This window comes from Pseudomonas sp. GQ91 (assembly GCF_059758795.1).
This window is the reverse complement of the sequence record NZ_JCAXED010000006.1, coordinates 113563-138347: the sequence shown is the minus strand read 5'-3', so window position 1 is coordinate 138347 and position 24785 is coordinate 113563. Positions and strand designations below refer to the sequence as shown.

Here is a 24785-nt window from a genome sequence, read left to right as displayed (position 1 = left end):
GGTGGTGCTCCTGGGTGTGCCTCAGTTATAGACCCACAGTACGCGGGTCGGCAGGTCGGTCAGATTGGCGTAGCGGCAATGGGCGAAACTGGCCAGATGGAAGCCGTCGCCGGGACCGAGAGTGACCGCTTCGGCCTCGCCTTCGACCCAAAGCGTCAATTGACCTTCCAGCACATAACCGGCCTGTTCGGCGCGGTCGCTCATGGTTTGCTCGCCGCTGTTGGCACCGGGCTCCAGCAGGCTGTCGAGGATCGAAAACGCGCCCTGCATGCTCGGCGAGACCAGAATGTCGGTGATGCCATTGGCGTAGTACACCGTGCGCCGCTCGTTCGGACGAGTCACCCAATTCACCGCCTTGGGTTTGGGCAGGCTGTAGAAATAGGTGGTGGGTACGTCCAGCGCGTGGCTGATGGCGGTCAGGTCGGCCACCGTCGGGCGCGACAGGCCGCGTTCGACCTGTGACAGGAAACCCACGGAACGCTCGATCTGTTGCGCCAGTTGGGCCAGGGTGAGCTTCTTGTGCTTGCGCAGGTCGTGGATCAGGATTGCCAGCGCGTCGAGTTCGGCTTGTTTGTCCATGGGAAAGCTGATGAAAATCTATTCATGAAATTTCATGAAAAATTACAGGATTAATTTCATGGGTGCAATCGCCGAGTAAAGAAGACCAGCGTCCCGGGGGCAAGCCTGCAGACATTCAGGTGAATGTTTGCAGGCACCCGCGGTCGGAAGTTGGGTACGCATTGTTCATTGAGGAGTCCCCATGAAAGCAACGTCCCTGATTGCCAGCTTGCTGGTCGCCGCGAGCTTGTCCGCTGCCAGCCTTACCGTGCAGGCCGAGGACAGCCCGCAAAAAACCGTGGAGCCCTCGAACATCAATAACCGGGATCTGAAAGTCGGTGACCGTGCGCCGGATATTCTGGTACGCAAGGAATCGGCGATTGGCGACTGGAAAAAGCGCGGCCTGAAGCAACCCGTCGAGGACAGTCAGTGGGCGCGGGTCAACGACCGCTATGTGTTGGTGAAGATCACCAATGGCACCATCCTCGATATCACCTCGGCCAAATAATGTTACCGAGCGGGGTGGCGGTCGGTGGCCGTTCATCCCGCTTGAACGAGGTATTGAAAAATTACATGCATGAATGCATAAAAGCGCATTTTTTCCCGCTCTTCCTGAGGTAAGGTAGCTGCGCATTCCCACCCGCAATGGGCTGTGGAATGAGTGCCTTCGGAGACAGAGTGCAGGATGCTGACCACCATAAGAAACTACCCACGCACCGTGAAGCTGCTGCTGTCGGCCACGCTGATGCTGACCCTGGCCAAGGCAATTACCTTTCCCTATATGGTGATTTACCTGTCCAGCCACTTTGCCCTGGACATCAGTGAAGTCGGGCTGGTGATTGGCAGTTCGCTGATTGTCGGCTCTTTATTGAGTGTGTACGGCGGCTTTCTGGTGGACCGGGTCAGCAGTTATCGGCTGCTGCTGGGCCTGAGCCTGCTGTTTGTGCTGGGGTTTGTCGGCACGCTACTGGCTCGCGACCTTTGGCTTTTCTACAGTTGCCTGATCCTGATCAACCTGGCCTATGCGGTGATCGACATCGCGGTCAAGGCCGGTTTCGCCAGCCTGTTGCCCCTCGAAGCGCGCAGCGAAGTGTTTTCCATCAAGTACACCCTGACCAATATCGGTTACGCCGTAGGGCCTTTTTTTGGGGCGATGATTGCCAAGGCCGATATGAGCCTGCCGTTTGTGTTGTCGGCGGTACTGGGCGTGGGGTTTTTCCTGCTGTATTGGCGCTGGGGGGACCGGACGCTTGCCACCGTTGATACCACGCAAAAGCCGGTGTCGTTCCTCGCCGTCGGCCGGGTGTTGCTGCGCGACCATCGCCTGGTGTGTTTCACCCTCGGCGGCTTGCTCAGTGCGGTGGTATTCGGTCAATTCACGGCTTACCTGTCCCAGTATCTGGTGACCACTTCCAGTGCGGAATATACCTACACCGTCATCAGCGCCATCTTGACCACCAACGCTGTGCTGGTGATTGCGCTGCAATATGTGATTGGTCGGCAGATATCTCACCGCCACTTGAGCCGGTGGCTGATCCTGGGACTGGGCATGTTCATGCTGGGGGTGATTGGTTTTGCGCTGTCCACCAGTGTGTGGTGGTGGGTGGTGTCCATGGCGGTGTTCACCGTGGGCGAAATTATCGTGTTTCCCGCCGAGTACATGTTTATCGACCGGATCGCCCCGGATTCCCTGAGGGGCATGTACTACGGCGCGCAAAACCTCTCCAACCTGGGGGCGGCGCTGGGGCCGGTGTTATGTGGGCTGGTGCTGGCCAGCCTGCCGGCCCACTACATGTTCTACATGCTGGCGATGTTTATTGTCGGGGGAGGGATGTTCTACTTCATTGGTTCGTCGTTGCAGAGTCGCCAGCCAGATTGAGCATGCCCACGGTGTTGCTTTGCAGCTCGTACCGCAACTCATCGACCATGTTCGCCACGTCTTGCGGGGTCTTGAGCTTGTTGACGCTGATTCCGGTGACCACCAGGTCCACGCGCCCACTGTCGGCGTCGAACACTTTCAAGGTCAGTGAGGCGTCGCGGCACAGCGTGAATTCGCAGGTCAGCGGTGACAAACCTTCTTCAATGCAGTTACGCAGTTGGGCGAGGGTAAACATGCAGGCTCCCCTCAACGGCGACGCAACAACAGACCCAGCAACATACCCACGCCAGCCACGATCGCGATGCTGGCGAGGGGTTTGCGCCTGGCAAAATCACTGACCTCGTCGAGTGCGTTGCCATAGGTCTGCTGCAGTTGGCCGGCTGCCTGACGAGCGACTCCCTCGGTCTGTAGTTGTTCGTCATGGGTCAGTTCGCCGAGAAAATCCTGGGCCTTGCCCAGCAATTTTTCCGCGCCGCCTTTAACCTGTTCAGCTTTCATGGTGTTCTCCTTCTAGGGTATGAAAAGCCACGGCACAGGATCACAAGACCTGTGCCTACCCTTGAAGGTTAAGGCGTCCGCCGGCGTGCAATAAGGCGAATTTGCACTGATTGCTCTAGTGCATTTGCACCTTATTTTGCCGCCTTCGTTCGGCGTTCGCCGGCAAACAGACCCCGCTCGCGTGCCCAGACGATGGCGGCGCTGCGGCTGTGTACGCCAAGTTTGGAGTACACCGTGGCGACATGGTTGCGCACGGTGTTGGGGGCGAGTTTCAGGCGCGAAGCAATCTCCTTGTCGGCCAGACCTTCGCAGATCAACCCGAGAACGTCGCGTTCACGGGCGGTGAGATCGGTGAAAGAGACGTTCGACAGATTGGGCCTGTTGACGCTTTTGGCATTGGCCAGCTTTTCAATCAGGGTCTGGCTGAACCACGAGGCGTCCTGCATCACTTCTTCGATGGCGGTCACCAACTCCAGCTCTGAGCGCTTGCGCTCGGTGATGTCCATCATCACCAGCAAGTAACAGGTGGTGTCCTGAAGAGTGACGGTGTCGGCAGACACCACACAATCAATCAGTTCGTTGCCTTTTTTACGGATCTGGAGGTCCTCACTGTCGAGACTGCCGACTTTCTCCAGGAGGGCGAACAACTGCGCGCAGGCGTCGCTGTTGTCAATAAAGTCAATGTCCGCGATGGATTTACCAATCAACTCTTCACTGGTATAGCCGGTAATGTTCATAAAGGCTTCGTTGACGTCGACCACTTGCTGATTGCCCGCATCGCACACCAGGGTCGGTACCGGCGTCAGTCGGAACGACTTGGCAAAACGCTCTTCACTTTGGCGCAGGGCAATTTCGGCCTTGCGCCGAGGTTCCAGATCCGTGAAGGAAAACAGCATGCAGTCCTCATCGCTCATGTCCAATGGCTGACCGGCGACAATCACCAGTTTGCTGCTACCGTCAGGCAATTTCAGTTCGGCCTGCATTTGCGGGATGGTCGAACCTTCGCCCAGGCGCTGGATCGCCAACGCCTTGCGTTCGGCCTGCTCCAAGACGTCGAGTTCATAGACCGAGCGGCCGATCACTTGATCGCGGTTGTAGCCGGTCATCTCCAGAAAGCCCTGGTTGACCTTGATGTAGCGCAGGTCACTCAAGCGGCAGATCACGGCCGGCGCCGGATTGGCGTTGAAGGTCTTTTCAAAGCGCTGTTCGGCGCTGGCCCATTCGGTGGCGTCACTCAAGATCAACACCAACAGTTCGGGCTTGCCGGCGCTGTTGGTGAGCACCAGGCTGCGCAGGCGGTGTACCCACGTCCGCTCGGGGTCGGCGGCCGGCGTGACTTCCACCACGACATCGCTGAACTCCTCACCGTTAGCGACTCGGCTCAACGGGTAGCTATCCAGCGGCAGCGAATGATTGTTGCGATAGCGCAAGGCAAATCGCTCGGCATATTCGCCAGTATTGGCTCCCAGCGCGCTAATGTCGTCCAGGCCGTGCATGGTCAGCGCGGCCTCGTTGGCCCAGAGAATGGTTTGATCCAGCTCGGCGAGAATCACCCCATCGGACAGTCCGGAAATGATCTGCTGCAATTGGCGGCGATTGGTTTCTGAGGCGAGGACGGCCTGGCTCATGGTTTCTCCGGAAAAAGGTCACATGAACAGTACGACACCCGGCCCTTACGATAGTGCAGGGCATGTGCAGGCTCGATGGGGCCGATGCACCCGGAACGCTCGTGCAATTGTCCCGGGACCGGAGCAGGCCGCAGGCCGAAAAGTGCAGGAGCCGAGCCTGCCTGGCTCCTGCATGTTTTACGCGATCAGCCATCCGACGACGGGCACAATCAGCAAGCTACTCAATGCCATCGAGATCACATTGCCGATATACGGATGAAAGTACGCCGGTAACCTGCCCGCGATCGCACACGCCAATGGCGGTGCAATCAGCGCCCCAAGCACTGCGCTTGAGCCAATGACCATCGCGCTGGTGCCGTGGGTCAGCACCGCGGCAGGCACGACTGAAACCAGCGGCACGTACGTTGGATACCAGCCGCGCTTGATCCACTGACTGCGCCAAATCACTACGCCCAGCGCCGAGGTCAGCGCCTGCGCGCCTATCAGGTGCGGGACCCATCCCGAGCCGTAGGCCGCGCTGGCCGGATTCAAGGCATACGCCAGCCACACGCCCGCCAGCAAACCCAGGCTCGCCAGTTCATTGCCGAAGAACGGCGCTTCGGAAAAGTCCGCGAGGACCCTTCGCAGGCTCCATGCCACCCCATAGCTGGGTGGCTTGATGAGCATCGGCCTGGATGGCGCAATATAGTCAGAGCGGACCAGTATCGGCACGTGGCGACAGACCACGAAGGCAATCACGCTGCCAACGGCCATGCCCAGCACATTGCCGATTACCACCGGCAACCCCAGCGGTACGCAGACAAAATTGACGATCAGCAGGCACATCGGCGTGACCAGCAATGCCCCCAGCAACGCGCCATTGAGCGTTACTTTCCAGCCCCCGCCAAACATCAGCACCATCGCCGCGGGCAATGAAACAAACGCCGCGAAAGTCGGTTGCCAGGCGTCGGCAGTGACCGTCCAGCCCCACAACAGATTGCTCAGCAGCAGACCCAGCAGCGAGCTGGTCACCAGCCACGGCCACAGTCCACTGCCGTAGCTGATGGTAAACCCTTGCCAGGTCTTTCCGGTTCGACTGGCCGCCCACGCCAGATAGGCGCCGGCCAGCAAACCCAGGGAGGCGAGTTCATGTTTGTAAAAAGCGAATTCGCTGATATCTCCCAATACCCAGCGCAGCCAGGCGCCGGGATCGGGAAAGCTGTTCAGCATATCGGTGTAGCTTGGCCAGGAGCCCTGTTGGCTGAATGAAAAACCGAGGATCAGCAGCGCACTGATGATCCCCAGCACAATCACGATATTGTCGGCCCGCGACCGGACGGTGGCGGGTCTGGTGAGTAGGATTCCCATGGTTCACCCTCCGGTCAGCGCGGCAGGGCGGGATGTTGGGCGTAGCCAAGCATCTGATCGTAAAGATCATTGCGTCGATCCCGTTGCAGGTCGTTGAGGCTGTTCCAGATCGGAGCGCTGCGGGCGCTGGTGAGGTCGATATCGGCGAACAGGATTTCCTGGCGGTTGGCGGAGGCCACCTTGCCGATTGGCCAGCCATTGGTCCCGGCTATCAGCGAGCAACCCAGGTAACGGGCGTCGCGCTCCTCACCGATTCGGCTGGCGGCTGCGATAAACACATTGTTGACGTGAGCGGCGGTCATGGTCAGGTAAGACGCCATGCATTTGCCGGCTTCGTCGAACAGGGGCGGCGGCGTCCACACCCAGTTGTTGAGGCTGCAAATGATATCGGCGCCTTGCTGACTGAGAATGCGCGGCACCTCCGGGAACCAGATGTCCCAGCAGATCAACAGGCCGATACGTCCTATCGGCGTTTCAAATACCGGGAAACCCAGGTTGCCGGGGGTGAACCAGAGTTTTTCCAGATTCCACAAATGAGCCTTGCGGTATTTGCCGACAAATCCATCCGGCCCGAGCAATACCGCCGTATTGAACAACTGCCGACCCTCGATTTCGTTCAGCCCGGCCACCAGGTACACCTGATGCGTGGCGGCGAATGTGATCCAGGCCCGCACACTGGCTCCCTCGGGAATGGTCTCGGCATGATCGAATGCATCCTGGCGACTACTGAAGAAGTAGCCGCAGCTCGAAAGCTCAGGCAGCACGATCAGGTTGGCCCCACCGTTTACCGCCTCGGCGGCCAGCGCCAGGCTTTGTTGCAGATTGCGTTCGCGGTGCTCCAGACCGACCTGTGGATCGAACTGCACGACAGCGACGCGCACGGGGCTTGTTGGTTCGCTCATTGCGGGTGACCTCTTATTGTTATGCAACCGGGGATGGTTGATGTTTATAAGAGTCGACAAAGTGTTTAAATAAAAGTCGGAGCATTCCTGCTGGAATGTAGTTCTGTTCTGATAATCTATTCTTGCAAAAGATCTGAACTAATTAAACGGTTATGTACTCCGGGTAATCGTGCATCGAAAAGCCTCCGTTGAAGAGGGCGTTGGTTTTATTGCAGATGTTTATCACGGTGTCCACGGCGCCTCTGAAGCACGGTTCCGTCCAGCCAGCGTCGACTGAAAATGACTCACCACAAAGATACAGCCCGGATTTATGCGAGAAGTCTCTGTTGTATTTCATCAGGTTCACTGCCTCATAGTACGTTCCAGGTCTATACAGCTTGGCGCAACCAAGTGAATTTTTGTCACTGATCCAGCGTTGGACGACGGCTTGTTCGTGGCCGATATAAGGAGATATTTTTTCTCCTATATTGACTGAGTTCATCAGTATTCTATCCAGTTCCTCAATGCACCGAGTGACCAGTTCTCTGTCATTGAAAAGGGATAGTTTTGTAGCGTCGTCCTCCCAGGTGTAACTCAGCAGGATGCAGTCGTAAGTGAAGTGCTCACTGTAGCGATACATATAGACATCATGAATGAAGCTGTCGGTGATTATAATTTGAGGAATGTTTGTCGTTTTGGAAAGTAAAGTCTTCTTCAAGGGCGCAAATACTTTGCAGCTGGTTTCCCAGTGGGCCGTTTTGTAGGCGTTTATTACAGTGAACGGAAGCATGTCCTGGTCGAAGTTTTCAAGCGTTATCTGGGTTTCGATCAGCCATGAAGGTAATGTCATGATTACCGAGTCGAAGTCTTCGTTGCATTTTTCCATAGACGTTGCCGAACTTGAATGCCAGTCATAGTGAACGCGTATTTTGCCGTTGGGTAGCTTGGTGAGTTTGGTCACTGCGGAGTCGGTAAGCAAGCCGTTTGTTGTTTCTTTCAGGTGCTCATATAATGATTTTTTGGTTTTTGAGTGTCTTAGATACAACAGGCAATCCGCAAGTGCGGCAAGCCCGATATAATTGGGTGCGTTGAACTGCAGGCCGCGTGAGTCGAAAATGGCCGAGTGGTGCAAGTAAGGCGACTCTAAAACACCGCCGTCTGGCTTGACGCGCCCGTGTATCAATTGCAGATGGCTGCTGAAACCGAAGATCGCGGTACGTAGGGGGTACAGTGAACATATGTCGTAGAAAGCGCCCCAACTACCGTCACCAATCCCGATGGCATAGAATATGGCAGACTCTTGCGCGGTCATTCCCATTCCACCAAAGTCTCCCGGATTTTCTACGTTCCAGGTTGTAATTGCTGGCATCTTTACCAAGTCGCGAAACGAAATGCTTTCGTATTTTTCAACGATCGCGCTCCAAAAGACTTCCCATTGTTCACCAGCGTAGAACTGCTCTATTTTTTGCGTCATGCGCTCGGCGAAGATTTTCCATTTTGCATAAACGGCGCCGAGTTCCTTTCCAGGGGGAGGTGTCGCAGCGTCCTCGTTTTTCCAAATCAGCATGGTGGGCTGTGGGGCGCCGTCAATGCTTCCTTCGCGTAGGTAAATACCCGTTGATTTCACCCATGGGCTTCCAGGGTTGGGAAAGTTTGTCGAAAACAGTTCGAATTCGTTGGCGTAGTAAGCCATTAACGATCGCCCTTCGTGGGGTGGCTCGTCCGATCTGTTAAAAAACGGCATGCGCATAGCGCCCATTTCAAATGGCGGGCGACCTAAAGTGTTGGAGTTGTGGTTTCCAAGAGTGGTGAGGTGTCTACCACCTATTCGTTTAGATTTTTCCAATAAGGTGATGTGAGTAAAACCACAGCGGTAAAGTTCTCTTGCCGTGGTGAGTCCAGTTATACCTGCACCGATAATACATATTTTATGATCGGTTTTAACTGCTGTGGCAATACCGTTTTCTAACTCTACCAGCGCCCGATAATCGAAGCATAAATCAGGAGGGTTGGGGAAACGGCCACGCCATTTGCGCTCTGGCGACCTTTTTGAACGTGATCGCTTCGCTGCAATATCGGCGGGATAATTGAAGTCAGATCCAATCGTCATATTGAGAGTCCTTAACAAGTGGTTTCGGTTGTTTCACCGTTAAGGATCATTATTCTCTGGGAGGAATAATATCGGTCATCCAGTTATTTTCAACGAGGTTATTCGTGATTATTTGTAGGAGGACGGCATGCGGTTTTGGGAGAGCATTTTTACGCGTTTAATTGTGCTTGCCAATCCTGCCAATCTTTGAGAGAACGTTGCCCTGAGCGAAACCAGAGCCGCCTTGACGAGAGCAAGCAATGACCCACGAAGCACTTCAAATCACCGATATCCGCTTGGGCGACGGCAAGGCCGTGGTGAAGGGAGCCCTGATCACCACGCAATACACCGGCACCCTGGAAGATGGCACGGTGTTTGATTCCTCCTGGGACCGGGGCAAGCCGTTTCAGTGCGTGATTGGGACGGGCCGGGTGATCAAGGGCTGGGATCAGGGATTAATCGGAATGAAGGTCGGCGGTGTCCGGACCCTGTTTGTACCGGCTCACTTGGCCTATGGCGAGCGGACGATGGGCGCGCATATCAAACCCCATAGCAACCTGCGCTTTGAGATTGAGCTGCTGGAAGTGCTGACGCGGGATGATTGAAGGCTTGGGTTCGAGCGTCGACAGTGCCCTTGGGTTGGGATCTGTTGGATGTAACCTGAAAACGGACTGACCGTTCAACCCGATTCACTTGAACCGTCCTCGCTGCTGCTGATACTGTACAAAAAACCAGTATTCGGTAGCCCTCCATGCAGTTGATCGAAAAGCTCAGCATTCTCGCCGACGCCGCCAAATATGACGCGTCCTGTGCCAGCAGCGGCGCGCCCAAGCGCAGTTCCGAGGGCAAGTCGGGGTTGGGCTCGACCGACGGCATGGGGATCTGTCATAGCTATACGCCTGATGGCCGCTGCGTGTCGTTGCTCAAGGTGTTGCTGACCAATTTCTGCCTCTATGACTGCCAGTACTGCGTCAATCGTCGCTCCAGTGACGTGCCGCGTGCGCGGTTCAGTCCGGAGGAGGTGGTGACGCTGACCCTGGATTTCTACCGGCGCAATTGTGTCAGTGGGTTGTTTCTCAGCTCAGGGATTATCCGTTCGGCCGACTACACCATGGAACAATTGGTGCGGGTGGCCAAGCTATTGCGCGAGGAGCATGACTTCCGGGGCTATATCCACCTCAAGACCATTCCGGAAGCCGACCCGGCGTTGATTGCCGAGGCTGGGCGTTATGCCGATCGCCTGAGCGTGAATATCGAGCTGCCCACCGATCAAAGCCTGCAAACCCTGGCACCTGAAAAGCAGATCGGCTCGATCAAACAGGCCATGAAGACCATCTTCACGGGTGAGCAGGCAGTACTTAACGAGCCGCGTGCGCCACGTTTTGCACCCGCAGGGCAAAGCACGCAGATGATTGTCGGCGCTGACGAGACTGACGACAGCACGATTCTTCATGGGGCAGAAACGCTGTACGGCAATTTCAAGTTGCGCCGGGTCTATTACTCGGCGTTCAGCCCGATCCCCAACAGCCCGAAAAGCGTGCCCCTGGCCGCGCCGCCATTGATGCGCGAGCATCGTTTGTACCAGGCGGACTTCCTGTTGCGCAGTTATGGTTTCCGCGCCAATGAGCTGTTCCAGGGGCCGGGCCACCTGGCGCTGGATATCGACCCCAAGCTGGCGTGGGCGTTGGAGCACCGTGAGGTATTCCCGTTGGACCTGAACCGCGCCGACGCCACCTTGATCGCGCGGATTCCCGGTATCGGCCTGCGTACCACCGAACGTTTGGTGGAGCTGCGCCGCCAGCGCAGGATTCGCTTTGACGACCTGGCGCGGATGCGTTGCGTGCTGGCCAAGGCCAAACCGTTTTTCATCACCAGTGATTACCATCCCCAACAGGCGGAAAGCACCAGTGTGCTGCTGCGTGAACAGTTGCGTGATCGTCCGCAACCACAACAGATGGGACTTTGGGGATGATCAGCCTGGAATGCGACAACCTTTTCAGTACCTGGCGGGAGCAGACCCGTTGGCTGCTCAGTCATCAGGTTGATCCCAGCCACGTCAGTTGGGGCAAGGCGGAAGTGGCGGACCTGTTCGCCACCGACGAGCAATATCCGCCGCACAACGGTCCCTTCCAGGCGCGCATTCCCAAGGCTTTGCTGGCGTTATTGGAAAGTGCCGCCTGTTATCGAGGCGAACAGCGCTGGAGCCTGTTGTACGAGGTGTTGTGGCGCGTCAGTCATGGCGATCGCACCGCGATGATGGCGGGTGACCAGTTGGGCAGCGAATTGCAGCGCCGGATCAAGCAGGTCCAACGTGAAGCCCACCACTTGCATGCATTTGTACGCTTTATTGCCGTGCCCGCGGCAGCGGGGCCCGAGTGGCCCGAATACGTGGCCTGGCATGAGCCGGCCCACGATATTCTGCACAGTGCCAGCCAGCACTTTATCGGGCGCATGGGCCGGCATCGCTGGATGATCGCCACGCCACTGGACGGGGTGTATTACGACGGCGAGCAGTTGATCCATCAGCGGCACTGTCCGCCGGCGTGGCAGCAACTGGCGCAAAATGTCGAGGACCCCCATGGTGCTATGTGGCTGACCTATTACAGCCACACGTTCAATCCGGCGCGCTTGAATCCCAAAGTCATGGAAGGGCATCTGCCGAGCCGGTTCTGGAAGAACTTGCCGGAAGGCAAGTTGATCCCGGGACTGATCAGCGAAGCGCGTACCGGCAAGCAACGGGATGGGCAGGCGAAACTCGTCGCCGCGCGTCCGGGTAAACGGATTTCTACCCCCGTCGGGCTGGACCCCGCGTAGCTATAGGGCGCCAGCGAGGCGGCGTCCATCACCGAAGTGCGTCTGACGAGGGGCGGGTAGTTCGAGCAAGCCTGTTCCTACCTTGGTATGGTGCTGTTTGAGATATTTGTGCCAGCAAGGAGAAACCATGCCCACCGACGTTCGTCTCGCCCAACCCTCCGATGCCGAGGGCATCAGCCAGGTTATCCTGGCGGCCTTGCACAGCAGCAATGCGCAGGATTACCCGGCGGATGTCATTGCGCGAGTGGCGAGCAACTTTACCCCCGAAGCCGTGCTTGAACTGCTCAAGCGCCGGACCGTGCTGGTGGCCACGCAAGCGCAAGTGATCGTCGCCACCGCCGCCCTCGACGCTAATGTGGTGCGTTCGGTATTCGTCAATCCGCTGCTGCAAGGGCAGGGCATAGGTCGCTTGCTGATGACTGAAATCGAACTGCACGCACGGGAAGCCGGGGTAACGGTGTTGAGTGTGCCTGCTTCCCTGACGGCCGAACCGTTTTACAGCACCTTGGGTTTTCACACGGTGCGGGATGTCTATCACGGAAATGAGCGCACCCTGGTGATGGAGAAGGGGCTGTTGTCACGTCACCCCATCGGCCCCTATCGTGACCGGCAGCACCGCGCCCAGGTGGTGGCGTTGTGGCAGGCGGCGTTTGCGTATGAAACACCGCATAACCGGCCTGCGCTGGCGATCGAGCGGAAGCTGGCGGTCAACGATGGGTTGTTTTTTGTCGCCACGGATAAAAAGACCGTCATCGGTACCTTGATGGCGGGTTACGACGGGCATCGCGGCTGGTTGTATGCAGTGGCCGTGCATCCCGACTACCGTCGGCAGGGCCTGGGCACTTCGCTGGTGCGCCACGGTGAACAGGCGTTGAGTGCTCTGGGTTGCATGAAGATCAACCTGCAGATATCCGGGGGCAATGATGCGGTGGCGGCGTTCTACGAGACGTTGGGCTACGGCGTGGAACCGAGGATCAGCATGGGCAAGACGCTCACGCAGAACATCCCCGAATAAACCAAAAAGCCCGAACCCCTCTGTGGCGAGGGGACCACAGAGGGGGGGCGGCATGCGGCTTTCTTGACCGAACAGGCTTACGTCCGGCATGCGGGCTATTTGCAAAACAGCTGTTGGCTCAGACCTTGACGATCCAACCTTCTGGCGCTTCCACATCACCTGCCTGCACACCGGTCAGCTCTTTGTAGAGCTTCTGGGTCACCGGGCCGACGTCTTTTTCGCTGAAGAACACGTGCAGCTTATCCTTGTACTCGATCCCGCCGATGGGCGTGATTACCGCCGCCGTGCCACAGGCGCCGGCTTCCTTGAAGTCCGACAGCTTGTCGATCAGCACATCGCCTTCGACCACTTCCAGGCCCAGACGTGTTTTAGCCAGCTCGATCAGCGACAGGCGAGTGATACCCGGCAGCACCGACGGCGAGTTCGGGGTGACGAACTTGTTGTCGTGGGTGATCCCGAAGAAGTTGGCCGAACCGACCTCTTCGATTTTCGAGTGGGTAGCCGGGTCCAGATAGATGCAATCGGCGAAGCTGGCCTTTTTCGCCAGGGAACCTGGCATCAGGCTTGCGGCGTAGTTGCCACCGACCTTGGCCGCGCCGGTGCCGTTGGGCGCCGCGCGATCGTAGCCGGAGATCAGGAAGTTGTGCGGGGTCAGGCCGCCCTTGAAGTAGGCACCGACCGGGATGCAGAAGACCGAGAAGATGAATTCGGGAGCGGTGCGCACGCCGATGTTGTCACCGGTGCCGATCACGAACGGACGCAGGTACAGCGCGCCGCCGGTGCCGTAGGGCGGGATGAAGCGCTCGTTGGCGCGGACCACTTGTTTGCACGCCTCGATGAACGCCTCGGTCGGTACTTGTGGCATCAGCAGTCGGCCGCAGCTGCGTTGCATGCGCGCGGCGTTCTGGTCCGGACGGAACAGGTTGATCGAACCGTCCTTGCAGCGGTAGGCCTTCAAGCCCTCAAAGCACTGCTGGCCGTAGTGCAGGGCGGTCGAGCCCTCGCTGATGTGCAGCACGTTGTCGTCGGTCAGGGTGCCTTCTTGCCAGGCGCCGTCTTTCCAGGTCTGGAGAAAACGTTTGTCGGTCTTGATGTAGTCAAAACCCAGGTTGTCCCAATTGATGCTTTCGTTACCCATGACACCCTCTATCTCTTTTCCACCGCCTGGTCGAAGGCTGGCGTGTGATTTATTTCCGGATGGGCGCAACAATACTGCATAACCCCGTGCGCCCGCATCCCCCTGTAGGCGCGAGCTTGCTCGCGAAAAACCCGAGGACGCCGGGTTTATTCTGGTTTCACGCGTTATCGCTGACGATTTTCGCGAACCAGCTCGCGCCTGCCGGGGCCGGCATTACAGATGCAGAGCGTGGCCCAATGCGCGCAGGGCGGCTTCCTGGACGGCTTCACCCAGGGTGGGATGCGCATGAATGGTGCCCGCCACGTCTTCCAGCCGCGAGCCCATTTCCAGGCTCAGGCCAAACGCCGTGGACAGCTCCGAGACGCCCACGCCTACCGCCTGCCAGCCGAGAATCAGGTGATTGTCACGCCGCGCCACCACCCGCACAAAGCCGCTTTTCGATTCCAGCGTCATGGCCCGGCCATTCGCGGCGAATGGGAAACTCGCCACGATACAGTCCAGCCCCGCGGCCTTGGCCTCGTCCGGGGTCTTGCCGACCACCACCAGTTCCGGATCGGTAAAGCACACCGCCGGGATCGCCGCCGGGTTGAATTCCCGGTGCTTGCCGCTGATCAGCTCCGCAACCATCTCGCCCTGGGCCATCGCCCGATGCGCGAGCATCGGTTCGCCGCTCAGGTCGCCAATCGCCCAGACATTGCGCATGCTGGTCTGGCAGCGATTGTCGATCTTGATCGCCGCACCGTTCATTTCCAGGTTCAAGGCTTCAAGATTCCAGCCTTGGGTGTTGGGTTTGCGTCCGACAGCCACCAGCACCTGATCGGCGTCCAGCGCCAGGGTATCGCCGTTGGGGTCGCGGACCTGCAGGCGATTGTCTTGGAAGCCGCTGACGCTGTGCTTGAGGTACAGCGTGAGCCCCAACTGCTTGAGGGATTGCGCCACCGGTTGCGTCAGTTCGGCGTCGTAGGCCGGCAGGATGCGGTCTTGCGCTTCCACCACGCTGACTTCGGCACCGAGCTTGCGATAGGCGATCCCCAGCTCCAGCCCGATATAACCGCCGCCGACCACGATCAGCCGTTTGGGCACGCGTGTCGGCGCCAGCGCCTCGGTAGAGGAAATAACTGCTCCGCCAATCGGTAGCATCGGCAGATCGACGCTTTTCGAGCCAGTGGCGAGCAGCAAGTGCTCGCACTGGATGCGCTGATCGCCCACCGCCACGGTCTTGCCGTCGATGACCTTGGCCCAGCCGTGAATCACTTGCACGTTGTGTTTTTTCAACAACGCGGCGACGCCGGTGGTCAGGCGATCAACGATGCCATCCTTCCATTCCACGCTTTTGCGGATGTCCAGGGTGGGGACGTCGACTTCAATCCCCAGTGCCGAGCCCTGGCTGTGATGCACGGTTTGCTGGAACTGCTCGGCCACATGAATCAGTGCCTTGGACGGAATGCAGCCGATATTCAGGCAGGTGCCGCCCAGCGCCTGACCTTCCACCAGAATGGTCGGGATGCCCAGTTGGCCGGCACGAATCGCCGCCACATAACCGCCCGGGCCACCGCCGATAATCAGCAGTGTGGTATTCAATGTCTGCGCCATGACTTACTCCAGGAACAGGCTGGCAGGTTGTTCGAGCAGGCCGCGAATGGCCTGGATGAATTGCGCCGCGTCCATCCCATCGACCACCCGGTGATCGAAGGAACTGGAGAGGTTCATCATCTTGCGGATCACGATCTGGCCCTTGATCACCATGGGGCGTTCAACGATGCGGTTGACGCCGACAATCGCCACTTCCGGCAGGTTCAGCACCGGCGTGCTGACGATCCCGCCCAATGCGCCAAGGCTGGTCAGGGTAATGCTCGAGCCCGAGAGTTCCTCACGGCTGGCCTTGCCATTGCGTGCGGCCTGGGCCAGGCGGTTGATTTCCTCGGCGGTTCCCCACAGGTTGCGCGCTTCGGCGTGACGCACCACCGGCACCATCAGGCCCACATCGCTCTGGGTGGCGACCCCGACATGCACCGCGCCGAGGCGGGTGATGACCTGGGCCTCGTCGTCATACCGTGCGTTGATCTGCGGGAAATCGCGCAATGCCACGACCATGGCGCGCACGATGAACGGCAGCAAGGTCAGCTTGCCGCGTGTGGCAGCGTGTTTCGCATTGAGGTGTACGCGCAACTCGTCGAGGGCGGTGACGTCAATTTCTTCCACATAGCTGAAATGTGCGGCACGTCGCGTGGCGTCCTGCATGCGCTGGGCAATCTTGCGGCGCATACCGATCACCGGAATTTGCTGTTCGTCGCTGCTTTCGGCGTACGGGTTGGCCGTTGCCGTGGGATTCGCTGCGCCTTGTTGCAAGTAGGCGTCGAGGTCTTCATGCAGGATCCGCCCGGCGGGGCCGGAGCCGTGCACCAGGCGCAGCGGGATACCGGCATCCAGCGCATGCTTGCGCACCGCCGGGGAGGCCAGCGGTCGCTCAGCGGCCTCGCGAGCCACGGGCGCTTGCGCCGCCAGCGGTTTTGCCATCGGCTTGCTTTCGGCAACAGGTGCCGGGGCTTCTGGCTTCTGCGCCGGTTCCGGGGCGGTTTCCTCAACCATGGCCGACAACGCCGACTCCTGGGTATTGCCCGCGCCTTCCACTTCAATGCTGATCAGGATGCTGCCGACGGCCATGACTTCGCCCGGCTCGCCGCCGAGGGCAATCACCTTGCCGTGGACCGGCGAGGGGATATCCACCATCGCCTTATCGGTCATGACGTCCGCCAGCACCTGGTCTTCCACCACCATGTCACCGACCTTGACGTGCCACACCGACAACTCGACTTCTGCGATGCCTTCGCCGATGTCCGGCATCTTGATAACGTGCGTGCCCATTCAGACCTCCATGACCCGTTGCAAAGCCGCGCCCACACGGGACGGGCCAGGGAAATACGCCCACTCTTGCGCGTGCGGGTAAGGGGTGTCCCAACCGGTTACGCGTTCAATAGGCGCTTCCAGGTAGTGGAAGCAGTGTTCCTGCACCAGCGACACCAGTTCGGCGCCAAAACCACAGGTGCGAGTAGCTTCGTGCACCACCACGCATCGACCGGTCTTTTTCACTGACTTGACGATGGTTTCCAGATCCAGCGGCCACAGGCTGCGCAGGTCGATGACCTCGGCATCGATGCCGGTTTCCTCGGCGGCGACTTGCGACACATACACGGTGGTACCGTAGGTCAGCACGGTCACCGCCGAGCCTGGGCGGACAATCGCGGCGACATCCAGCGGCACCGTGTAATAACCCTCCGGCACCTGCGCTTGCGGATGTTTCGACCACGGGGTTACCGGGCGGTCGTGGTGGCCGTCGAACGGACCGTTGTACAGGCGTTTAGGCTCCAGGAAGATCACCGGATCATCGTTTTCGATGGACGCAATCAGCAGACCCTTGGCGTCGTAGGGGTTGGACGGCATCACCGTGCGCAGGCCGCAGACCTGGGTGAATACCGCTTCGATACTCTGGCTGTGGGTCTGGCCGCCGTAGATGCCGCCACCGCACGGCATGCGCATGGTCAACGGCGCGGTGAACTGCCCGGCCGAGCGATAACGCAGGCGCGCCGCTTCGGAAATGATCTGGTCGGTGGCCGGGTACACGTAGTCGGCGAACTGGATTTCGGCCACCGGGCGCAAGCCATACGCGCCCATGCCTACCGCCACGCCGACGATCCCGCTTTCGGAGATCGGCGCGTCGAACACCCGCGAGGTGCCGTACTTGTTCTGCAAACCTTCGGTGCAACGGAACACGCCGCCGAAGTAGCCGACGTCCTGGCCGAACACCACGACATTGTCGTCGCGCTCAAGCATCACATCCATGGCCGAGCGCAGGGCCTGGATCATGGTCATGGTCGTGGTAGTCATGGCGGTTTCCAGCTCGATGTGAGTGTTGTGATCGTTCATGTCAGATCCCCAACTCCTGACGCTGGCGCTTCAAGTGCTCCGGCATCTCTTTGTAGACGTCTTCGAACATGGTCGCGGCGCTTGGAATCTGGCCGCCGGCGAGGGTGCCGTACTGCTCGGCTTCTTTCTGCGCGGTCAGCACTTGGGCTTCCAGTTCTGCGCTGACCGTGGCGTGTTCCTCTTCGGACCATTGGCCGATGCGAATCAGATGCTGCTTGAGGCGGGCGATCGGATCGCCCAGCGGGAAGTGGCTCCAGTCGTCGGCGGGACGGTACTTGGAGGGATCGTCGGAGGTCGAGTGCGGGCCGGCGCGGTAGGTGACCCACTCGATCAGCGTCGGGCCGAGATTCCGGCGCGCGCGCTCGGCGGCCCAGGCAGACGCGGCATACACGGCAATGAAGTCGTTGCCGTCGACCCGCAGCGAAGCGATGCCGCAACCCACGCCGCGTCCGGCGAAGGTGGTGGCCTCACCGCCAGCGATGGCCTGGAAGGTGGAGATTGCCCACTGGTTGTTGACCACGTTGAGGATCACCGGCGCCCGATAGACGTGGGCGAAGGTGAGGGCGGTGTGGAAGTCGGATTCGGCGGTGGCGCCGTCGCCGATCCACGCCGAGGCGATCTTGGTATCACCCTTGATCGCCGAGGCCATGCCCCAGCCCACACCTTGTACGAACTGGGTCGCAAGGTTGCCGGAAATGGTGAAGAAACCAGCGTCCTTGACCGAGTACATGATCGGCAATTGACGGCCCTTGAGCGGATCACGCTCGTTGGACAGCAGTTGGCAGATCAGGTCCACCAGCGGCACTTCACGGGCCATCAGGATGCTTTGCTGGCGATAGGTGGGGAAGCACATGTCGTCGATGTTCAACGCCAGGGCCTGGGCGCTGCCGATGGCTTCTTCGCCGAGGCTCTGCATGTAGAACGACATTTTCTTCTGACGCTGGGCGACCACCATGCGGTTGTCGAAGATTCGCGTCTTGAGCATGGCGCGCATCCCTTTGCGCAGGATCTCCACGGGCACGCCTTCGGCCCACGGGCCCAGGGCCTGGCCCTGGTCATCGAGCACCCGAATCAGGCCTTTGGCCAGGTCGGCGGTGTCGGCCGGTTCTACGTCGATGGCGGGTTTGCGCACCGTACCGGCGTCGGTCAGACGCAGGTAGGCAAAGTCGGTCTTGCAGCCTGGACGGCCGGAAGGCTCGGGAACGTGCAGGCGCAGCGGTTCGTATTGCTGGGTCATGGCTTTCTACGCTCGATCTTGTGAATTTCTTGTAGTGGGCGCGCTTAGCTGGCAGTCAGTCCCCGGGTAGGGGAAATCCTGTCCTACAACAATCATAGGCCCGGCGTAGAAGAATATTTATCTGTGTTTTATTGCGCCCGGGATCATTTGAGGATAAAAAATCTGCATAAACATAATAAACAGGTGGTTTTATCTCATGCGCAAACTGGATCGTATCGATATCGGGATTCTCAACAGCCTTCAGGAGAATGCCCGCATCACCAACGCTGACCTCGCGCGCTCGGTCAACCTGTCGCCCACGCCGTGTTTCAACCGGGTCAAGGCAATGGAAGAGTTGGGGTTGATTCGTGAACAGGTCACGTTGCTGGACGCCGACTTGCTGGGGCTGCACGTTAATGTGTTTATCCATGTCAGCCTGGAAAAACAGAACGAGTTGGCGCTGCAGCAGTTCGAGCATGCAATTGCCGATCGGCCCGAAGTGATGGAGTGCTATCTGATGGCCGGCGATCCCGATTATTTGATTCGGGTACTGCTGCCGACCATCCAGTCACTGGAGCGCTTCATGATGGATTTTCTGACCAAGGTCCCGGGGGTGGCGAATATCCGTTCCAGCTTTGCCCTCAAGCAGGTGCGCTACAAGACCGCGCTGCCATTGCCGGCCAATGGCATCAACCTGGGCACATGAAATGTGGGAGCGGGTTGTGTATTTCAAAGCTGGTTGAGGGGGATCTTCAGATACACCACGCCATTATCTTCCGCCGGCGGCATATGCCCCGCGCGTACATTCACCTGGATCGCCGGCAACAACAGGGTCGGCATGCCCAGGCCAGCGTCGCGCTGGGTACGCATCGCCACGAACTGCGCCTCATCCACCCCGTCATGCACATGAATATTACCGGCGCGCTGTTCGGCGACGCTGGTCAGGCACTTGGCGCTGCGACCTTCGGGCGGGTAGTCGTGGCACACGTACAGTTGCGTCTGTGGCGGGAATGCCAATAGCTTGCGCATCGATGCATACAGCTGGCGCGCATCGCCACCGGGAAAGTCGCAGCGGGCGGTGCCGACGTCGGGCATGAACAGCGTGTCACCCACCAGGATCAACTGGTCGTCGATCAGGTAGGCCATGTCCGCTGGCGTGTGGCCGGGCACATGCAGCGCCTGGACCTTGAGGTTGCCGATGTGGAACACCTCGTCCGGGGCGAACAGATGATCGAATTGCGAGCCATCGACGCGGAACGCCGGCTCCAGGTTGAACAGCCGCTTGAACACGTGCTGTACCTGGCTGATGAACTGGCCGATGGCGATCCTGCCGCCCAATTCCCGGCGCAGGTAGGGCGCGGCGGACAGGTGGTCGGCGTGGGCGTGGGTTTCCAGCAGCCATTGCACCTGCAGGCGGTGTTCGCGCACAAAGGCAATCACCCGGTCGGCCTGGGTGGTGTCGGTGCGCCCGGCGGCGGGGTCGTAGTTGAGTACCGAGTCGACGATGGCGCATGGGCCGCCGTCTTCTTCATAGACCACATAGGTCCAGGTCGACGAGGTCTCGTCCAGAAAGGATTGAATCAGCGCGGGCATGACGGTAGTCCCTGGCGGCTAAAAAAAGCGTGATATTCATTTTATGTTTAAACATAATGTTTTGAGCTTAAGTGAGCGAAAGGACCGAGGCAAATGGAATCCAGTCTGAGTGAAAGTGAAGTTGCCCAGTTACGCGCGTCTGCGTCCAAGGCCTGCGCCTTGCTCAAGGCCCTGGCCAATGAAGACCGGCTATTGATTCTCTGCCAGTTGACCCAGGGCGAGCGCAACGTCGGCGAGCTGGAAACCATGACCGGCGTGCGCCAGCCGACGCTGTCACAACAGTTGGGCATCCTGCGCGACGAAGGGTTGGTCGCCACCCGTCGGGAAGGCAAATACATTTTCTACGGGCTGGCCAGCCACGAAGTGATCCAAGTGATGAAAACCCTCTCCGGACTGTACTGCGGGGCGGTGATGAAAAGCTGGGCGTGACGCCGTACGGCAACGACCCTTTTTTGCGTTAACAGCGTGCAATGCTCATAAGAAAGGCCAGGACTATGAACGACCAACACTGTGGACCGACCATCAGTGGCGACATCGTGGTCATCGGCGGCGGCTCGGCAGGCATCGGCCTGCTGGCCAGTCTGCTCAAGCGCGATCCCAACCTCAACATCACCCTGATCGAACCCAACGACGAACACTATTACCAGCCTGCCTGGACCCTGGTGGGCGCTGGCGCCCATGGCATCCGCAAAACTGCCCGGCCGATGGCCCAGGTAGTGCCCGATGGCGTGACCTGGGTACAGGCGGCGGTCACCCAATTGCTGCCTGACGAACAGACCCTGGTGCTCGACGACGGCCAGCGGGTGACGTGGAACAACCTGATCGTCTGCCCTGGCCTGCGCCTGGCCTGGGAGAAAATCGAGGGCCTGGAGCAAACGCTCGGCCAGAACGGCGTGACCTCCAATTACAGTTACCGGCACGCCGCTTATACCTGGCAATTGGTGCAGCAGTTGAAGGCCGGCAAGGCAATTTTCACTCAGCCAGGCATGCCCATCAAATGCGCCGGCGCGCCGCAAAAGGCCATGTACCTGTCCTGTGACCACTGGCGCGGGCAAGGTGATCTGAAAAACATCGACGTGGAATTCAATCTGGCGGGCGCTGCGCTGTTTGGCGTGGCGACCTTTGTCCCGCCACTGATGAACTACGTCGAAAAGTATGGTGCGCGGCTGGCCTTCAACGCCAACCTGATCAAGGTCGACGGCCCCGCGCGCAAAGCCTGGTTCGAGATCAAGGACGCCCAGGGCAACCTCGGTATCGAGGAAAAATCCTTCGACATGCTGCACGTGGTGCCGCCGCAGGTAGCCCCCGATTTTATCCGCCACAGCCCTCTGGCAGATTCCGCCGGCTGGTGCGAAGTCGATCCCCACAGCCTGCAACACCTGCGTTACCCGCAGGTGTTTGGCCTCGGCGACGTGTGTTCCACCACGAATGCCAAGACGGCCGCGGCGGTGCGCAAGCAAATCGTCGTGGTCGCGGAGAACCTGCTGGCCCTGCGCAAACAGGCACCGCTGCCGCTCAAGTACGACGGTTATGGCTCCTGTCCGCTGACCGTGGAGAAGGGCAAGGTGGTGCTGGCCGAGTTCGGCTATGGCGGCAAACTGCTGCCGACGTTTCCCCTCGATCCGACCGTGGCCCGGCGCTCGGCATGGTTTCTCAAGGCGACGTTGCTGCCGTGGTTTTATTGGAACGGCATGCTCAAGGGCCGCGAGTGGCTGACCCGTTTGTCCAAGGTGGATTGAGAACAACCTATGCTGCTGGCAAGTTTTTTTGGCCTGTTGATGGGGCTGATCATGGGATTGACCGGGGCCGGTGGCGGTATTCTCGGGGTACCGGCGTTGGTCCTCGGGCTTGGCTTGAGCATGACCGCGGCGGCCCCGGTGTCATTGTTCGCGGTCGGCGCGGCAGCCGCCGTCGGGGCGATTGACGGTTTGCGCCATGGCTTGGTGCGTTACCGCGCGGCGCTGTTGATCGCCTTGCTCGGGGCGTTGTTTTCGCCGCTGGGGGTGTTTTTCGCCCATCAACTGCCGGAGAAGGTACTGATGGTTTTGTTCAGTGCGCTGATGGTGCTGGTGGCGTGGCGCATGCTGCGGCGCGAGCAGGTCGAGGCTGGCCCAAGCGACCACGGGGCGGCCTCCTGGGGCCAAAAAAACTGCATGCTCGATCAACAGACCGGACGTTTCGCCTGGACCACCAAATGCACCGCGACCCTGGCGGCCTTGGGCGCGGTGACGGGCGCGGTCTCGGGGTTGCTGGGCGTGGGCGGCGGTTTTCTGATCGTGCCGGCGTTCAAGCAACTGACCGATGTGCAGATGCGCGGCATTGTCGCCACGTCGCTGATGGTGATCAGCCTGATTTCCCTGATCGGCGTGGTCGGTGCGTTCCATGCCGGGGTGAGCATCGACGCGATGGGCTGGGTATTCATCGGCGCGAGCATAGTCGGCATGCTCGTCGGACGGCGCCTGGGCTCATTGATCAAGGCGGGAGTGTTGCAGGTCGGTTTCGCCAGCCTGTGTGGAGTGGTTGCAGTGGGCATGCTGTTCAACGCCTTCGCTCCTGCATGAGCGTTATCCGGCTTAATCCCTAAGTGGCGCGCCTTTGGCGAGGTAGCGTCCGACCGTCCAAAGGATCCGGCATTCGCCTCCAAGGCAGCGTATGACGCCGCCGGCGCTCTTTTGATAATCGCCTCCGACATCAAGTCCCTGTTGCGGAGCGCGCCATGCATAACAATAAGAATGCCCCACGTCGTCTGTTGCCTGTGTTTATCGTCAGCCTCGGTCTGAGTTCGGTGGCCGAAGCCGAGATCGTGCTGTACGACAAGGACGAAACCACGTTCTCCACCGATGGCTACATCAACGCTTTTTACGTCAACAGCGACGTCGACCGTGCCGGCGAACAGTACGATCGCCGTCAGGCCCGGGTGAAGATGGGGTTTCTGCCCAACTACCTGGGCTTCAACATGGGCAAGCAGGTCGACGATCTCAAGCTCGGCGCGCGTGCTTCGTTCTGGGTCACCATCAACGACAGTGAAACCAACGGCACCGACACCGCCATCGACGTGCGCCAGTTCTATGGCACCGTGGCCAATCCAGCGTGGGGCGAAGTGCTGATCGGCAAGGATTTCGGCCTGTTTGCCCGTTCCAACATCCTGTTGGACGAGTTATTGGCCGGATATGGCCAAGTCAGCGACAGCCTCGGTTTGGTGGATGGCGGCGGGGTGTCGTTTGGCAATATCGGCAGCGGTTATCCCTATCCGTTCCCCACGTCGCAAATTACCTACCGCACCCCGTTGATGGACGGGCTGCGGGTCGCGGTGGGCATCCTGGACCCGGTGGACACCAACGACAGCAGTCCGCTGGGCAAGGCCTACCAGAAAAACCCGCGCACCGAGAGCGAGGTTACCTACCAGTTCGACGTCGGTGGAGCAAAGATCTACAGCTGGCTCAACGGCAGCTACCAGACCTCCGACAACACTGACTCGACGGTGCAGTCAGTCACCTCCAAGGGGCTGGGCTACGGCGTACAGGCGAAAATCGGTGGTTTGTCGCTCACAGGCTCAGGGTTCCAGGCCAAGGGAATCAATCCGTTTTTCACCAACAACGCCGGCGAGGCGACATTGCGCAATGTCGACAGTAATGGCTACCTGTTGCAGGGCTCATACACGCTGGGCAAGAACCGCCTGGCGTTGTCGTACGGCAAGACCCAGGATGACGGCAACGGCGTGGTCGGCAGCGGCGCGGATTATGAAACCCGTGGCATTGCCTTGTTTCATGAGATCAACGACAACTTGAAATGGGTGGCCGAGTACAACCAGTTCCAGATCGAGGGGCATGACAGTGATGCGCAGAACGAGGACACCGACACCTTTGCGGTGGGAGCCGTGCTGACCTGGTGAGGATGTGGAGCAGCACGTCCCGAAGTGTCTGCCAATCCTGTGGTCATGTGACTTGCCTCTGGTCATGTGACTTGTCTGTGGTGAAAGGTTTGTCTGTGGTGAGGGGGCTTGTCCCCCGTTGGGCTGCGCAGCAGCCCCAAAACCGGGCGCCGAGAATTGTCTGATACACCGCGTTTTTCCTGACTGGGGCTGCTGCGCAGCCCAACGGGGGTGCAAGCCCCCTCGCCACAGACGAGCCTCTCCCGCGTGCCGCCCCTCGCCACGGAAGGGGCGGCGTATCTCCTCCCTTGGGACCCCCAACCCGCTACCCAAG

General features: G+C 59.3%; 24 protein-coding genes. 11 read left to right on the top strand and 13 right to left on the bottom strand.

Going from position 1 to position 24785, the window contains the following annotated elements:
• Positions 1-21 precede the first annotated feature (21 nt).
• On the bottom strand, positions 22-579 hold the full coding sequence (locus tag AC6CIA_RS10990; RefSeq protein WP_498311909.1) for a helix-turn-helix domain-containing protein: 558 nt from the start codon (positions 577-579) through the stop codon (positions 22-24).
• A gap of 181 nt (positions 580-760) precedes the next feature.
• Here AC6CIA_RS10990 and AC6CIA_RS10985 point away from each other — a divergent pair, with 181 nt between their 5' ends.
• Both AC6CIA_RS10985 and AC6CIA_RS10980 read left to right on the top strand, forming a co-directional pair.
• The gene (locus AC6CIA_RS10985; protein ID WP_498311907.1) at positions 761-1066 is read left to right on the top strand and encodes an RcnB family protein; all 306 of its coding nucleotides are present in this window, start codon (positions 761-763) and stop codon (positions 1064-1066) included.
• 177 nt (positions 1067-1243) lie between these two features.
• Positions 1244-2437, top strand: a complete 1194-nt coding sequence (locus AC6CIA_RS10980; RefSeq protein WP_498311905.1) for an MFS transporter — start codon at positions 1244-1246, stop codon at positions 2435-2437.
• Here AC6CIA_RS10980 and AC6CIA_RS10975 read toward each other — a convergent pair.
• From AC6CIA_RS10975 to AC6CIA_RS10950, 6 genes are all read right to left on the bottom strand, one after another.
• Entirely contained in the window at positions 2400-2672 is a 273-nt protein-coding gene (locus tag AC6CIA_RS10975; RefSeq protein WP_498311903.1) for a DUF1652 domain-containing protein, read from the bottom strand. The genes AC6CIA_RS10980 and AC6CIA_RS10975 overlap by 38 nt on opposite strands.
• 11 nt (positions 2673-2683) lie before the next feature.
• Entirely contained in the window at positions 2684-2935 is a 252-nt protein-coding gene (locus AC6CIA_RS10970; RefSeq protein ID WP_498311901.1) for a CsbD family protein, read from the bottom strand.
• Positions 2936-3066: 131 nt separating this feature from the next.
• The gene (locus AC6CIA_RS10965; RefSeq protein WP_498311899.1) at positions 3067-4563 is read right to left on the bottom strand and encodes a PAS domain S-box protein; all 1497 of its coding nucleotides are present in this window, start codon (positions 4561-4563) and stop codon (positions 3067-3069) included.
• Positions 4564-4740: 177 nt separating this feature from the next.
• Entirely contained in the window at positions 4741-5910 is a 1170-nt protein-coding gene (locus AC6CIA_RS10960) for a hypothetical protein (RefSeq protein WP_498311897.1), read from the bottom strand.
• A 14-nt stretch (positions 5911-5924) separates the two neighbouring features.
• Positions 5925-6812, bottom strand: a complete 888-nt coding sequence (locus AC6CIA_RS10955) for a nitrilase family protein (RefSeq protein WP_498311895.1) — start codon at positions 6810-6812, stop codon at positions 5925-5927.
• A 142-nt stretch (positions 6813-6954) separates the two neighbouring features.
• The gene (locus AC6CIA_RS10950) at positions 6955-8901 is read right to left on the bottom strand and encodes a flavin monoamine oxidase family protein (RefSeq protein ID WP_498311893.1); all 1947 of its coding nucleotides are present in this window, start codon (positions 8899-8901) and stop codon (positions 6955-6957) included.
• 239 nt (positions 8902-9140) lie between these two features.
• Between AC6CIA_RS10950 and AC6CIA_RS10945 the strand changes: the two genes are divergently transcribed.
• From AC6CIA_RS10945 to AC6CIA_RS10930, 4 genes are all read left to right on the top strand, one after another.
• A complete protein-coding gene (locus AC6CIA_RS10945; protein ID WP_498311891.1) occupies positions 9141-9485 on the top strand; it encodes an FKBP-type peptidyl-prolyl cis-trans isomerase in 345 nt (114 codons plus the stop codon).
• A 146-nt stretch (positions 9486-9631) separates the two neighbouring features.
• A complete protein-coding gene (locus AC6CIA_RS10940) occupies positions 9632-10852 on the top strand; it encodes a putative DNA modification/repair radical SAM protein (RefSeq protein ID WP_498311889.1) in 1221 nt (406 codons plus the stop codon).
• Entirely contained in the window at positions 10849-11694 is an 846-nt protein-coding gene (locus tag AC6CIA_RS10935) for a TIGR03915 family putative DNA repair protein (protein WP_498311887.1), read from the top strand. The genes AC6CIA_RS10940 and AC6CIA_RS10935 overlap by 4 nt, the downstream gene beginning before the upstream one ends.
• 127 nt (positions 11695-11821) lie before the next feature.
• The gene (locus AC6CIA_RS10930; protein WP_498311885.1) at positions 11822-12709 is read left to right on the top strand and encodes a GNAT family acetyltransferase; all 888 of its coding nucleotides are present in this window, start codon (positions 11822-11824) and stop codon (positions 12707-12709) included.
• 118 nt (positions 12710-12827) lie between these two features.
• On the opposite strand, the gene AC6CIA_RS10925 is transcribed toward AC6CIA_RS10930, so the two are convergent.
• The 5 genes from AC6CIA_RS10925 to AC6CIA_RS10905 form a co-directional block, all read right to left on the bottom strand.
• Positions 12828-13847 (bottom strand): branched-chain amino acid aminotransferase, encoded by a 1020-nt coding sequence (locus tag AC6CIA_RS10925; protein ID WP_498311883.1) that lies wholly within the window; start codon positions 13845-13847, stop codon positions 12828-12830.
• Between the two features lie 213 nt (positions 13848-14060).
• On the bottom strand, positions 14061-15440 hold the full coding sequence (lpdA, locus tag AC6CIA_RS10920) for a dihydrolipoyl dehydrogenase (protein WP_498311881.1): 1380 nt from the start codon (positions 15438-15440) through the stop codon (positions 14061-14063).
• A 3-nt stretch (positions 15441-15443) separates the two neighbouring features.
• Complete coding sequence (locus AC6CIA_RS10915; RefSeq protein WP_498311879.1) at positions 15444-16712, bottom strand: dihydrolipoamide acetyltransferase family protein; 1269 nt, start codon at positions 16710-16712, stop codon at positions 15444-15446.
• Positions 16713-17771 carry an alpha-ketoacid dehydrogenase subunit beta gene (locus tag AC6CIA_RS10910; protein WP_498311877.1) on the bottom strand — a complete coding sequence of 353 codons (1059 nt, stop codon included), beginning with the start codon at positions 17769-17771 and terminating at the stop codon, positions 16713-16715.
• A 1-nt stretch (position 17772) separates the two neighbouring features.
• Entirely contained in the window at positions 17773-19008 is a 1236-nt protein-coding gene (locus tag AC6CIA_RS10905) for a 3-methyl-2-oxobutanoate dehydrogenase (2-methylpropanoyl-transferring) subunit alpha (protein WP_498311875.1), read from the bottom strand.
• 196 nt (positions 19009-19204) lie between these two features.
• On the opposite strand from AC6CIA_RS10905, the gene bkdR reads away from it, so the two are divergent.
• Positions 19205-19693 carry a Bkd operon transcriptional regulator BkdR gene (gene bkdR, locus AC6CIA_RS10900; protein WP_339528356.1) on the top strand — a complete coding sequence of 163 codons (489 nt, stop codon included), beginning with the start codon at positions 19205-19207 and terminating at the stop codon, positions 19691-19693.
• Between the two features lie 23 nt (positions 19694-19716).
• On the opposite strand, the gene AC6CIA_RS10895 is transcribed toward bkdR, so the two are convergent.
• On the bottom strand, positions 19717-20580 hold the full coding sequence (locus AC6CIA_RS10895) for an MBL fold metallo-hydrolase (RefSeq protein WP_498311873.1): 864 nt from the start codon (positions 20578-20580) through the stop codon (positions 19717-19719).
• A 93-nt stretch (positions 20581-20673) separates the two neighbouring features.
• Between AC6CIA_RS10895 and AC6CIA_RS10890 the strand changes: the two genes are divergently transcribed.
• The 4 genes from AC6CIA_RS10890 (at position 20674) to AC6CIA_RS10875 (ending at position 24472) form a co-directional block, all read left to right on the top strand.
• On the top strand, positions 20674-21009 hold the full coding sequence (locus tag AC6CIA_RS10890) for an ArsR/SmtB family transcription factor (RefSeq protein WP_339528358.1): 336 nt from the start codon (positions 20674-20676) through the stop codon (positions 21007-21009).
• Between the two features lie 65 nt (positions 21010-21074).
• Complete coding sequence (locus tag AC6CIA_RS10885) at positions 21075-22319, top strand: NAD(P)/FAD-dependent oxidoreductase (protein ID WP_498311871.1); 1245 nt, start codon at positions 21075-21077, stop codon at positions 22317-22319.
• A 9-nt stretch (positions 22320-22328) separates the two neighbouring features.
• Positions 22329-23141 carry a sulfite exporter TauE/SafE family protein gene (locus AC6CIA_RS10880; protein WP_498311869.1) on the top strand — a complete coding sequence of 271 codons (813 nt, stop codon included), beginning with the start codon at positions 22329-22331 and terminating at the stop codon, positions 23139-23141.
• Positions 23142-23296: 155 nt separating this feature from the next.
• Positions 23297-24472 (top strand): porin, encoded by a 1176-nt coding sequence (locus AC6CIA_RS10875; protein WP_498311867.1) that lies wholly within the window; start codon positions 23297-23299, stop codon positions 24470-24472.
• The last annotated feature ends 313 nt before the right edge of the window (positions 24473-24785 follow it).